The organism is Ulvibacterium sp. (assembly GCF_965228935.1).
GTDB lineage: Bacteria > Bacteroidota > Bacteroidia > Flavobacteriales > Flavobacteriaceae > Ulvibacterium.
On record NZ_OZ245846.1, the window covers coordinates 5292750 to 5305300 of the forward strand.

Consider the following 12551-nt stretch of genomic DNA (forward strand, 5'->3'; position numbering starts at 1 on the left):
ATTTTAATACAGAATATAACATATAGCGGTGAAATTGTTACGAAAGGTAAAACAAGCGTAAACATTTGTCGGAAAAGTAAACGTTTATAAGATTTTCCTTATAACCGCATAAGAGCATGTTACTTTGAGGGCGAATGACTAATAAAATGTTAAAGTAGCTCTAAATTCACCATTACTTATTCGCAACTGTACTTTCAAAATCTTCATCTCATCTTTTGAGCAAAGGTTTAAATCGAATCCCTGAGCAATTTAGGTCTTTACTTTTCATATTTCTTAGTCTGTTCATGACTAACCTGAATAAAACTATTACGTATGAAAAAACAATTGAAGCCTGTGCTTATGCTTTTCCTGATAGGGATGTCGTACGCATACGCACAAGAAAAAACGGTAACAGGTAATGTAACCGATCAGAATGCCATCCCGCTACCTGGCGTTAATATTTTGGTAAAGGGCACCACTTCCGGGACCCAATCCGATTTTGATGGTAATTACACCATCCAGGTCGAAGAAGGACAGATCTTAGTATTCTCCTATTTAGGACAAAAAACCACCGAGTTGACCGTTGGTACCTCAGATACCATTGATGTCCAAATGGAGGAGGACGCATCCCAATTGGAAGAAGTCATTGTAGTAGGTTACGGTTCACAATCCAAAAGAAAAATAACGGATAATATTGCTACGATATCCTCGGATCAGATAAACGAAATCCCTACCCCCAGTCTCCAGAGTGCACTTACGGGAAAGGCTGCCGGTGTACGTATTACCCAATTGAACGGCAAGGTAGAAGGGGGTATTAAAGTACGGGTCAGGGGTGTGGCCACCATATCCTCTTCCCAAGAACCATTATATGTAATTGATGGTGTACCTCTGACCAATGCAGACGAGTCCATCAACGATTCCCCAATAAATCCGTTGGTATCGTTAAACCCGAATGACATTGAGTCCATTCAAATTCTAAAGGATGCCTCATCAGCGGCCATTTACGGTGCTCGAGGTACCAATGGCGTCGTTTTGATTACCACAAAACAGGGTAAGGAAGGCAGGACCAAGGTATCTATCAACTCATCCTATGGTTGGAGTACCGCTACCAATAAACTCGATTTTCTAAATGCCGCCCAATATAGGGAACTCTTCTTGGAAGCAGGACTCAACAACGGTTTTACCGAACAAGAAATACAAGATCAATTTGATTTTTATTCCAACGGACAGGCCAATGTGGACACGGATTGGCAAGACCTTGCCTTAATTGACGGATCTATAGAGGATTTTGGGGTATCCATATCAGGTGGTGGTGCCAAGACCCGTTTTTTCCTTTCATCGGGTTACAACAAGACCCATGGTATTGTACGGGGCAATATTCTGGAACGGTATTCCCTGAGGGGAAATTTTGACCATGATATCTCCGATAAATTCAAAACGGGCCTCAATATGACGATTTCAAAAACCAAGATCAACAGGATATCCAATGATAATGCTTTTGCCACTCCCTTACAGGCCGTTGCACAGGTACCTGTTTCCCCTGCTTATTTGGAAGATGGCATAACGCCCAACAACGATACCACGGAATACTATAACTTCCTAACGGAACAGTTCAATGGCAGTTTTGAGACCAATATGTGGAGGATCATTGCAAATACATATTTGCAATATCAGATAGTACCTGAACTTAACTTTAGGTCGGAAGTAGGCTATGACCTAAGTGTACAGCTTGCTGAACGCTTCTCGGGCAGTTTAACGGAATTTGCTTCCGTTGGTGGATTCGGAACCGCCAATACCGTGGAAACCGAAAGATATGTATTGACCAATTACTTTTCCTACAATAAAGTCTTTGGGGAGCGATTTGATTTCGAGGCTACGGCGGGTATGAGTTTTGAGGAGAGCAGAAGAAGGCTTCAATTCATCCAGGCCCAAGGTTTTCCTTCGGACGACCTTGAAACCCTCAACAGCGCCTCGGAAATCGTAGCGGGAGGATCCAGTAGAACAGCTTTCAATTTCTTATCGTATTTCGGTAGGGCAAGTCTCGCCATTGACAATAAATATCTATTTAAGGGTAGTTTACGATATGATGGTTCCTCCCGATTCGGTGCCGACAACCAATTCGGAATCTTCCCTGCAGCCTCTGTTGGCTGGATTGTTTCCGAAGAGAATTTTCTAATCGATTCAGAAACGCTTTCCCTCCTAAAACTTAGGGGTAGTTGGGGGGTAACCGGTAATGCTGGAATCGGTGATTTTGCAAGTCTAAGTCTTTTCCAAGGCTCCCCATATAACCAAAGGGCGGCACTGGCACCCACCCAGTTGGGCAATCCCGATGTAAAATGGGAGAAGACCACACAGGTAGATATAGGTCTTGATTTTGGCTTTTTCAGCAATAGGATATCCGGGGAAATCGACTATTATGTAAAGAATACCAATGATCTTTTGCTTAATGAGCCTATTCCCGGCACTACCGGTTTTGTGAATATTACAAGAAATGTAGGCGAGTTGAGGAATAGAGGTCTTGAATTTGTCTTGAACACCAGGAACATCCAGACCGAAAATCTACGTTGGAGCACTTCTTTGAATATCTCAACTTTGGATAATGAGGTGACAAGCTTGCCCGGTGGGGATATCATTGAGGGTAGAAACATTGTACGGGAAGGAGAAGTCTTATCCTCCTTCTACATGGTGGAGTATGCCGGGGTAAATTCTGAAAATGGGGACGCCCTTTTTGTATTGAACACCCCTAATGCCGACGGAACCTTGAATAAGAACACGACAAACAATTTTAACGAGGCGCAGCGTATCATAGCAGGCAGTCCTTACCCAGATTTGATAGCGGGTCTATCTAGCAACCTAAACTACAAAAATTTGGACTTTTCGTTCACCTTTCAAGGAGAATGGGGTGCAAGCATTTATAATGATTCTGGAAGATTTCAATCCGGTAATGCCCGCTTTTTTGACAATCAAACAGCAGACCAATTAAACCGATGGCAACAGCCCGGGGACATCACCAATGTTCCCCAGGCAAGACTGTTCTCGACCAATGGACAACAACCGTCTACCCGATATTTGGACGAGACAGACTTTATCCGTTTGCGTAACCTTACTTTGGGCTATACTATTCCAAAAGACGTGACCCAAAAATTTCATATCGATAGATTGCGCGTCTATTTTTCGGGATTCAATTTATTGACATTTACCGATTACATAGGATACGATCCCGAATCAACAGCGGATTTCAATGATGCCTTGAGCGATATTCAAGTTGGTGAGGATTTCTATTCCGCTCCCCCGGCCAAAACCTATACCATTGGACTAAACATTGACTTTTAAATCAATACAAATGAAAAAGATTCTATATACAATACTTGTCGTTTTTGTAATATCAAGTTGCGAGGATAACTTGGATCTACTACCAGAACAAAGTCTGTCCCCTGAAGCAGTAGTTTCAAATGCAGCCAATCTTGAAAACCTCCTGGTAGGTCTATATGACGAAGCGGCACATGGTAGCGCGGAAACCCCCTCCTTTGAAGAAAACATTTACGGGGGAATCTTGACTTTGTCCGTTGAGCTTTGGGCCAATTCCGGTGAATTGGCATTTAACGGGACTTTTGAGGAACCGGCAGAGTTCAATGAAAAAGCCATTTTAACAGACAATGTAAATGCTAGGGATATATGGTTAAACGCCTATGAAGTAAACAACCAAGCCAATATCATCTTGGAAAATCTAGATGTTGTAGAGGATGCTGCCACCAGAAGCAGGATTGAAGGTGAGGCCAAGTTTTTGAGAGGTTTGATGTATTTTGACCTAGCAAGAATATATGGCCTACCGTACGAGGCCGGACAATCAAACACTCAACCTGCCGTTCCTATCGTATTAAGTGCCGTAACGGATGCTTCGGAAGTTGAATCTCCAAGCCGAAATTCAGTAGAGGAGGTATATAGCCAGGCCATTTCAGATTTGACGGAAGCCTACGACCTATTGCCGGAGAGTAATGATGTTTTTGCGGATAGGTACGCTGCCCAAGCCCTCTTGGCCCGACTATATCTGCAGCAAGAGAACTATGCGGCGGCCAGGGACGCGGCCGATGATGTACTCCAGAACAGTGGCCACACCCTTACAGTAGATTTTGCCTCGGCCTTCAATAACGATGAAGATTCCACTGAGGACATTTTTGCGTGGCAGATTACCGCCCAGGATGGGGAGAACGACATGAATACCTTTTGGGCAGGAGATGATTTTGGAGGCAGGCCCGGAAATCCCGATGTAGGCATTAATCCCGAACATTTCGATATTTATGATGACCCCAACGATCAACGGAGCATGTTTTTCTATGAAACAACCGGTGGAACGGCTACTACAAAATGGCAGGGAGAATTTTCCAATATTCCGTTTTTACGATTGGCCGAGATGCATTTGATTCGGGCCGAGGGCAACTTTCGAGAAGGCACCTCGGTGGGATTGTCCCCGGAAGATGAAATAAACGCCCTAAGAGCTAGATCCGGGGCTGGGGCTATTATCGGTCTATCGTTACAGGATATTCTCGATGAACGCAGACGGGAGTTATCATTTGAGGGTTTTTCCCTCCATGACATAAAACGATTAAAGGGCACTGTTGGAAGCCTAAACTATGATGACAACTTCCTGGTTGCACCTGTTCCCCAAAGGGAAACCGACTCCAATCCCAATCTTGGTCAAAATCCAGGATACAACTAGATTATACCTTAATACACTGACTAACTCTGACTAAAAAGACGGCCAAAAAATGAACTTGGCCGTCTTTTATCCTATTTTCAACTATAAAAAAGCATAGAAATCCGATTATCCGTTTTTTTTGAAGATAGAAAAGTTAATCCAACAACATCCATTTGACGTAAAAAACACGTAAACATTTATCGGAATCGTAAACGTTTATAAGCCTTTCCCCGAATTGATAGAAGAAGATGTTATTTTGACAAAACAACCAGTTAAATGTAAAGCGGCCCTGAAGCACTTACTCTTAAAAAACTTTCTGTCTCAATTTTTAGGGTAATTATTTGAATTAGCTATCAAAATATTCAGGGTCGCAATTTACATATCGATACTACCTAGGAAGCTTCAATAAAATTACGCGAAACCCATACTATTGATCATCCCTCGTGTAGAGTCCGTCAAAAACCACGTTGGATACCTTGCCTTCATGTAAAACTTCCCAAAGTTGGCGAACGGTACCGTTTCCGTTCAATGTCCAGGTAATTCTATTTTTGTAGGTGTTTCCATCGGTATGTACAAAATCCTCGGATGTGAGAATCATTTGATTTCCCACTTTATTGCCCTTCAACTTTAAATGGTTTCCGAGATTATCCACCCAAAGCTGTTCCCATTGCTGCGTTTTTGAATTATAGAAGTTTAAGCTTGTTCCCGAAAAATTTCCCTTGGAACTGGTCCAATGTTCCCTAAGAACACAGCCATTCTCAACGCTTTCAATTCTATTTCTGCCTACAAAAGACCCTTCGGCATCAGTTACCTTCCAGGTACCTATCCAAAAATTAAAAGCCTTATGGTTGTCCGTACAACAAGGGCATGAGTCTTCCTGTGCCCATAATATAGAGTAGCTTCCCCATAAAATAAAAACAATGAAAAAGTATAGCTTAAATCCGGACAATGTAAAGAAATTTGGATTTTTAGGAACTCATATCGGCCACATACTGTATGACCACATCATTGAAAAGCTTGGGTTGCTCTACATTTACCACATGACCACAGTGTTCGATCAATAAAAGACTGGAACTACTTTGCCGTTGAACAACTTTTTTTATGGAAGGCAAAAAGAGGTAATCTTCTCCCCCCATTACATACAGTGTTGGTATTTTCAAATCAACGGCCCTAAAAAAGCGCAAAAGTGGATTTATCTGAGCGGATAATTTAAACAACTTCACAAATTCCCTTTGATATAGCTTTTTGGCCTCATGTACCAAGATAGATCGGGATTCCCTATGATTACTATCAGGCATTATTATAAAAGTGAAGAATCTATACAACCATAGATACGGCACAACATTCTTAAAAACCTTTCCAAAGCCCATTAAAAACTTGAACCTAATATCCAGTTTCATTATGGCGCCGCCCATGACCATACTCTCCACTCTATGGGGATATTTTTCCGCCAGATTCCGAATCAAAACCGTTCCCAAAGAAATTCCTATAAAATGGGATTTTTCAATTTTTAAATGATCAATCACTTCAACGATATCGTTGGTAATGGAATCAAAATCATATTTTTCGCTAAACACCCTTTTAAGACTGGGTTTTGAGTTACCATGCCCCCTGAGATCCAACAGCAGCACATTAAAATGCTTTCTAAAATCCCTTACCTGTTTGAACCATATGGAGGAACTCCCACCTGCCCCGTGTACAAAAGTAACCCAGGTAGCGGAATCCTTGTGGAGATGTGTGGTATAGTTTAGCAAAGTGTTCTCTAAAAAGCCCCTGTTTTAGAGCAAATTGCAATGTATTAAATCTTTTTGTTGTATTCTCTTCCCAATGGTATTTTTTATGAACAAAAACGCAGTTCTTTGAACATCCTTTAAGGAAATAGTTAAAACTTAGCCAAATTACCTAGATTTTAGTTGTATGAGGCAATACCAGAACATCCAAAACCTGTTTACGGCCGTATATTTGTAAGAACAAAAAATTGATTATGGAAAAACAGTATTGCAGAGTAGGAACGGTTACCCCCTTAACTCCAGGAAGAAAAGCTATTGCCCTTTTGGAATATCAGTATCAAAATTTCATGGACAAGGCTTCAAGGGATTATGCCGATACTAGATTAAGCGAGTTTTTTGAACAAAAGGCATTAAAAGTCAAAAAGACTTTGGAAAGCTTGATGCAATAACATCATTTGAGCCTTTCCAGTTCTTCGGCCATTTGAACTTGCAAGTCCTTTGCCTTTTCGGTTGCTACTTGGACATAATCTTCTTTTCCGGACGCATAAATAATGCCACGGGAAGAATTTATCAAAAGCCCAACGTTTTTGTTCATACCGTATTTACAGACCTCACTTAGACTCCCTCCCTGTGCCCCTACTCCGGGAACCAAAAGAAAACTATCGGGAACGATCTTTCGAATATCCAGTAAATAGGAAGCTTTTGTAGCCCCTACCACATACATTAAATTCCTTGAATTGGAGTAACCCCTTGAAGTCTCCAGAACAGTTTTGTACAACGCTTTGCCATCCACCAATTTGGTTTGAAAATCATAGGCCCCTTCGTTGGAAGTCAAAGCCAATACTATAGTATGTTTATCCGTAAACGCCAAGAAAGGCTCAACGGAATCCTTTCCCATATAAGGGGCAACCGTTATGGAGTCAAAATCCAAATCTTCAAAAAAGGCTTTTGCATAGCGGGTGGAGGTGTTACCGATATCTCCCCGTTTGGCATCCGCAATGGTAAAAATATCAGGATAGTTTTTATTCAGATAGGCAATAGTCTTCTCCAGTGCTTGCCAGCCCTTGAGGCCATAAGCTTCATAGAATGCAATATTAGGTTTATAGGCCACGCATAAATGATGGGTAGCATCAATGATAGCCTTATTAAAGGTAAAAATCGGATCCTCTTCTTCCAAAAGATGTTGTGGAATCTTCTCCAGATCCGTATCCAAACCAATGCAGAGAAAGGATTTTTTTAGGTGTATTTGTTCAATGAGCTGCTGAGTGGTCATATTTTGGACATCCTCGAGCACAGCCGAGGTTTTTTAATACTTATGTAAATGTTTCCCCGGGGCTGCGCCCGAGCATTTAAAAATCTATTTAAAAAATCTCCGAAGCTTCCCTTAACTTCTCCGTATTTTCAACCAAGCTCAACTCGTCGATAATTCTTTGGATATCCCCATCAATGATGTTCTGCAAGTCATACAGGGTAAGTCCGATGCGATGATCCGTAACCCGGCCTTGGGGATAGTTATATGTCCTGATCTTGGCAGATCGATCTCCGCTACTCACCTGGGAATTTCGTTTGGCCGCATCTTCTTCCTGCTTTTTTGCCAGTTCCAAATCATATAGGCGGGAACGCAACACCCTAAACGCCTTTTCCTTATTCTTATGTTGTGATTTCTGATCCTGGCACTGCGCCACCAAACCGGTAGGAATATGTGTTAAGCGAACAGCCGAATATGTTGTGTTCACGGATTGTCCGCCTGGACCGGAGGAGCAGAAAAAGTCGATTCGTACATCCTTGGGGTCTATTTGTACATCAAAATCCTCGGCTTCGGGAAGCACCATTACCGTTGCCGCACTTGTATGGACCCTCCCCTGGGTCTCGGTCTGGGGTACACGCTGAACACGATGAACCCCGGCCTCAAATTTCAGTGTACCATAAACGTCTTCCCCGTTCACTTCAAACTGGATTTCCTTATAACCGCCACTGGTACCCTCGCTCAAATCGATGACATTGGTCTTCCAACCTTTGGATTCACAGTACTTGGTATACATCCGAAAAAGGTCGCCTGCAAAAATACTCGCCTCGTCCCCCCCGGTTCCCGCTCGGATTTCCACTACCACATCCTTGGCATCTTCGGGATCCTTGGGTATAAGCATCAATTTGATTTCCTCTTCCAATTGGGGCAGGGCCTCCTTGGCCTCCTCCAATTGCATTTTGGCCATTTCCAGCATCTCCGCATCGCTCCCATCCGAAATAATCTCTTCCGCTTCCTTAATATTCCCTGTCAATTCTATATACTGGTCCCGTTTGGCCATAAGATCTTTAAGATCACTATACTCCTTGGTCAATTGTACATAGCGCTTTTGATCCGCAATGACATCAGGCTGGATTATAAGGTCGGAGACCTCATCGAAACGCTGTTTTACAATGTTTAACTTTTCTATCATAACCCATTCCACTAAGATTGCGAATTTACGATAAAAAGAGACAAGAACATAGGCCGCATTGGTATAGGAAAACAGATGTCCATAAGACATAAATACAGAACAATGTAGATATTTTCCTTCGGTACAAACCTTAAGGTTCCCTGGTTCAAAAAATCAATCCCCAACAAAAGTCGTTCCCAATGTCATTATAAAAGCGTTAAGTCCATCACTTCGATCGTAGGCGTTAAATCGAAGGTCGACCGACTTTAAGCCAAAAGTGAGTAGCTTGGCCTTTGTAAAAATATCCTTATAACGAATACCCATACCGTATTGATGGGCGTTGTATTGGGATAGGTCATAGTCCGAAGTATAAAAATCAAAAGTGGAAAGCGCCGTTTCCTTGGCATAAAAATAATCCGCCGCGGTTTGGGTATAGTATCTGTAGGCCGGATATAGGGTAAAGCTATCATTGAGTTTTATGGGAACTTCCAAACTTGCTGTATGTGCGGTAATACCCCAATCATCCGTATAGAATCTGTAATAACTTCGCAGCACAAAAACATCGTTTAAAAAATAGTTCAAACGGGCACCTATAGGTAGTTTAAATCTGCTTTCCGGTAAACGTTCCACATCATCGGCCAACTGAAAATCCTCAATAAAAAAATCATTGGCATCTTCAAAATAGACCCGTTGAAAAGGTGTACTCAACAATCCCCTTTGTAACACCAAATCGGCAAAGAGCGAAGCCTGTATTCTCTTTCCCAAAATCTGGGAAAGCCCTAGGGATAGGGCGTATGAATTTCGATTTTCTTGATCAAAGGCGACAAAGGAAGGCATATATGTACCATTCCCCGAAATACGGCTGTCAAAAAAACCATCCCTAAGTTCTATGGGATACTGTGGGTTCCAGCTATCAAAATATAGCTGCCCACTAATGGACACTTCCGTATTTTTTTGATTGAGCAAACGGGTATATCCACCTCCAAAACCAATGGAAAAATAATCATACTCGGAGGACACATATGCATTTCCCGTCCATACTGAGTTTCGATCATCGGAACTGTGTTGGTATGAGGGATTAAAATGTACCAATTGATCTTTACGTGAAGCTCCGGAGGACGCACTAAACGGGCTTACTTGTCTATTGGGGTTCCCATCCAATGGATTTACATTACTGGACGATGCCGAGGTATACGCCGAAATTCCCACGTCAACGGTGAGTACATCGTCTTCGTTCATAGGAATCTGGACTACAATACTGGAGGTGGCATCAGTAAGCTCTTCAGTACCCTCCCCTCCTGTGACCGCCGCATTGTTGCCATCCTGTCCGTAATAACTGAACAACAAGTCGATTTCAGTGGTTTCCAAGACCCTTTTTTTATACCCAGTGGACTCATTTTGGGAGAAACCTAGTGAGGTAACTATTGCAAAAATGAAAAATGAAGTTCCTTTCAATGAAAAAAGTTAAGAGGTTGTTCCCAAAGACTATGACTACTACTAATTATTGAATTTGAATGTTCCAAGTTTAATTTTACCAACTACTTCCGAACATTAATTACGTTCCCTGTTGTCAAAAATCAATTGCATCCGCAACCTCCCCCGCTCTTGCCACCATTAGCCCCGGAAGCACCTTCTCGATAAATTTGAAAGTTGGTCTCAAAACGCTCGCTTCCCTTGGCGGACAACAACATTTCCTCATCGTTGATATATACCTTGTCATATTCCCTTACAACCACACAGGACGTTAAAAAAAGAACGGACAATAAAAGGAACAATACTTTCTTCATGTTTTAAAGTTAGGGATTATTCTCGAACATAATCCCATTGCTTTTGTGGATCTTGTTGTTGTCATCTACGAGAATAACCTCTGTACCTCCCAACTGATTAATCAGCGCAAGTCCGGCATCTCTCCCCATAATGAAAACAGCCGTTGCCAAGGCGTCACAAAGCTCGGCGCTTTTGGAAAAAATGGAAACGCTGTTGACTCCGGAAGAAGGCCAACCCGTTCTCGGATCTATGATATGCGTATATTTTTTGCCTTTGAACACCACATACTTTTCATAATTACCGGACGTAGCCACGGAAGATTCCACGATAGGCAACCATGAAAAAATCTTATCCTTGCTCAAAGGGTTGGCAATACCGATCAACCACTTCTCGCCACTTGCCTTGGTACCCCAAGTGGTAAGGTCTCCTGCGGCATTTATAATGCCCGCTACGACCTGCTTGGAAACCAACAACTCCTTGGCCTTGTCCGCAGCATAGCCCTTTCCTATGGCCCCAAATGAAATTTTCATCCCTTTTTGCTTCAAAAAGACCGTCTGCTCGTTCGGATCCAAAATAATCTTTTTGTGCCCAACCCTGGCGACGGAGTTTTTAATCTCCGTTTCGGTCGGAAGATATTTCATGCTGCCATCAAATTTCCAAATCAGATCCATGGAGGCGTATGAGATATCAAAAGCCCCATCGGTAATCTCAGAGATTTGCTTGGCCCTTTCAATAAGTTTAAATAGCTCAAAACTTACCTTGACCGGTTTTATCCCGGCATTTTTATTGATCAACGAAGTCTCGGATTCCGGATCCCAGGATGAAATCATTTTTTCTATCCGGGTAATTTCTGCCGCAGCCTCTTCGATATTGATGTATCCCATCTCCTCCGTAGCGGCCACTACGGTAATATCAAAACGACTACCCATTAGGCCCATGGTCTTTTTGACCGTAACGTACTTACGCTCTTGTCCATGGCCTATTATGGTCAACAGACCAAAGAGCAGGGTCAGCAGCAGTCTCACTTTAAAAATGTGTTTAAAAGTGAAATATACTCTCCCGGGGAGATTTTCCGGTAACCTATTCTCCCCAAAACCTTTTGATCCTTGTTAAGAACCAGAACCAATGGAAAATGTCCATCGGGGTTAAACGTATCGGCCAACCCCTGGTTTTCAATTTTTGTTTTTTCCGGTAATTGATTTACTTTTTTTCTGGGAAAATCAGCCTTGTAGAGTACGTAATTATCCTGGGCATGAATCTTAAAATCCTGGGATTGCCAAATGTTCCTATCCAATTTGATGCAAGGTGCGCACCAGTCAGATCCGGAAAAGACCAAAATTATGGGTTTATCCTCATTTTGGGCACTGGCCAAGGCATCCGAATAGCTGGGGTGCCAGTTTTGGGCATAGGCCATAACGGATAAAAGAAATACCACTATGTAGGTCAGTTTTCTCAAGATATTCCTTTAGGGCAAAATATCGACTCAAATCATTCAAAGACACGAAGTGTGTCTCCGTTCACTTCTGTATTAAATATTTTTAAGGGTCTGGCCGGGTTACTATCTACCTGATTTAGAGGAGTACCATCCTGATCAAAGCGCGAACCGTGAACATCGCAAAAAAAGATACCCCCATCAACATTGGCAAAACGCACCTGATCATAGGCTTCGTGGCTACACACCTGACTTGCGGCTACGAATTCACCTTCCAGATTTTTAACGACAACAACCAAATTTTTAAGGATGAAGTCCCCATTGCTCATTAATTTGGCTCCCTCTTCAGAGGTCAGATCAATGGTAAAATCCACTCCCGAGGGTACTTCGGCTATATTGCCTGGTGTATCATCACCGTTGGAGCACCCATGTAAACAGGGAAATGTAATGGCAAAGGCCGCTCCGGCCCCTATACTTCTTAGAAATTCCTTTCGTTCCATAGCATTATATTTACTATAAACAACGTAGCA

Annotated in this window: 12 protein-coding genes; 3 read left to right on the top strand and 9 right to left on the bottom strand. The window is 42.4% G+C overall.

What is annotated here, in order from left to right; translation table 11 throughout:
• The first annotated feature begins 312 nt into the window (after positions 1–312).
• Complete coding sequence (locus ACO06Y_RS22380) at positions 313–3312, top strand: SusC/RagA family TonB-linked outer membrane protein (protein ID WP_422081288.1); 3000 nt, start codon at positions 313–315, stop codon at positions 3310–3312.
• Between the two features lie 10 nt (positions 3313–3322).
• Positions 3323–4696, top strand: a complete 1374-nt coding sequence (locus ACO06Y_RS22385) for a RagB/SusD family nutrient uptake outer membrane protein (RefSeq protein WP_422081289.1) — start codon at positions 3323–3325, stop codon at positions 4694–4696.
• Between the two features lie 406 nt (positions 4697–5102).
• Here the strand turns inward: ACO06Y_RS22385 and ACO06Y_RS22390 are convergent, their stop codons facing one another.
• Both ACO06Y_RS22390 and ACO06Y_RS22395 read right to left on the bottom strand, forming a co-directional pair.
• Complete coding sequence (locus tag ACO06Y_RS22390) at positions 5103–5624, bottom strand: hypothetical protein (RefSeq protein WP_422081290.1); 522 nt, start codon at positions 5622–5624, stop codon at positions 5103–5105.
• A gap of 19 nt (positions 5625–5643) precedes the next feature.
• Complete coding sequence (locus ACO06Y_RS22395) at positions 5644–6429, bottom strand: alpha/beta fold hydrolase (RefSeq protein WP_422081291.1); 786 nt, start codon at positions 6427–6429, stop codon at positions 5644–5646.
• 230 nt (positions 6430–6659) lie between these two features.
• On the opposite strand from ACO06Y_RS22395, the gene ACO06Y_RS22400 reads away from it, so the two are divergent.
• The gene (locus ACO06Y_RS22400) at positions 6660–6854 is read left to right on the top strand and encodes a hypothetical protein (RefSeq protein WP_422081292.1); all 195 of its coding nucleotides are present in this window, start codon (positions 6660–6662) and stop codon (positions 6852–6854) included.
• A 2-nt stretch (positions 6855–6856) separates the two neighbouring features.
• On the opposite strand, the gene pyrF is transcribed toward ACO06Y_RS22400, so the two are convergent.
• The 7 genes from pyrF to ACO06Y_RS22435 all read right to left on the bottom strand — a co-directional run bounded on the left by pyrF (position 6857) and on the right by ACO06Y_RS22435 (position 12521).
• Positions 6857–7678: an orotidine-5'-phosphate decarboxylase gene (gene pyrF, locus ACO06Y_RS22405; protein WP_422081293.1), complete on the bottom strand. Its 822-nt coding sequence runs from the start codon at positions 7676–7678 to the stop codon at positions 6857–6859.
• An 88-nt stretch (positions 7679–7766) separates the two neighbouring features.
• Positions 7767–8843 (bottom strand): peptide chain release factor 1, encoded by a 1077-nt coding sequence (gene prfA / locus ACO06Y_RS22410; RefSeq protein ID WP_422084209.1) that lies wholly within the window; start codon positions 8841–8843, stop codon positions 7767–7769.
• 153 nt (positions 8844–8996) lie between these two features.
• Complete coding sequence (locus tag ACO06Y_RS22415; RefSeq protein ID WP_422084210.1) at positions 8997–10247, bottom strand: DUF3570 domain-containing protein; 1251 nt, start codon at positions 10245–10247, stop codon at positions 8997–8999.
• 152 nt (positions 10248–10399) lie between these two features.
• Positions 10400–10609, bottom strand: coding sequence for a DUF4266 domain-containing protein (locus ACO06Y_RS22420; protein ID WP_422081294.1), 210 nt, complete (start codon positions 10607–10609; stop codon positions 10400–10402).
• Between the two features lie 9 nt (positions 10610–10618).
• Entirely contained in the window at positions 10619–11608 is a 990-nt protein-coding gene (locus ACO06Y_RS22425) for an FAD:protein FMN transferase (protein ID WP_422084211.1), read from the bottom strand.
• Positions 11609–11610: 2 nt separating this feature from the next.
• Positions 11611–12045, bottom strand: a complete 435-nt coding sequence (locus ACO06Y_RS22430) for a thioredoxin family protein (RefSeq protein WP_422081295.1) — start codon at positions 12043–12045, stop codon at positions 11611–11613.
• 32 nt (positions 12046–12077) lie between these two features.
• Positions 12078–12521: a ubiquinol-cytochrome c reductase iron-sulfur subunit gene (locus ACO06Y_RS22435; protein ID WP_422081296.1), complete on the bottom strand. Its 444-nt coding sequence runs from the start codon at positions 12519–12521 to the stop codon at positions 12078–12080.
• Positions 12522–12551 lie beyond the last annotated feature (30 nt).

Excerpts from the sequence above, each read along its gene's own strand:
- ACO06Y_RS22380 (WP_422081288.1), top strand. The coding sequence starts at position 313 with ATGAAAAAACAATTGAAGCCTGTGCTTATGCTTTTCCTGATAGGGATG.
- ACO06Y_RS22385 (WP_422081289.1), top strand. The coding sequence starts at position 3,323 with ATGAAAAAGATTCTATATACAATACTTGTCGTTTTTGTAATATCAAGT.
- ACO06Y_RS22400 (WP_422081292.1), top strand. The coding sequence starts at position 6,660 with ATGGAAAAACAGTATTGCAGAGTAGGAACGGTTACCCCCTTAACTCCA.
- pyrF (WP_422081293.1), bottom strand. The coding sequence starts at position 7,678 with ATGACCACTCAGCAGCTCATTGAACAAATACACCTAAAAAAATCCTTT.
- prfA (WP_422084209.1), bottom strand. The coding sequence starts at position 8,843 with ATGATAGAAAAGTTAAACATTGTAAAACAGCGTTTCGATGAGGTCTCC.
- ACO06Y_RS22420 (WP_422081294.1), bottom strand. The coding sequence starts at position 10,609 with ATGAAGAAAGTATTGTTCCTTTTATTGTCCGTTCTTTTTTTAACGTCC.
- ACO06Y_RS22435 (WP_422081296.1), bottom strand. The coding sequence starts at position 12,521 with ATGGAACGAAAGGAATTTCTAAGAAGTATAGGGGCCGGAGCGGCCTTT.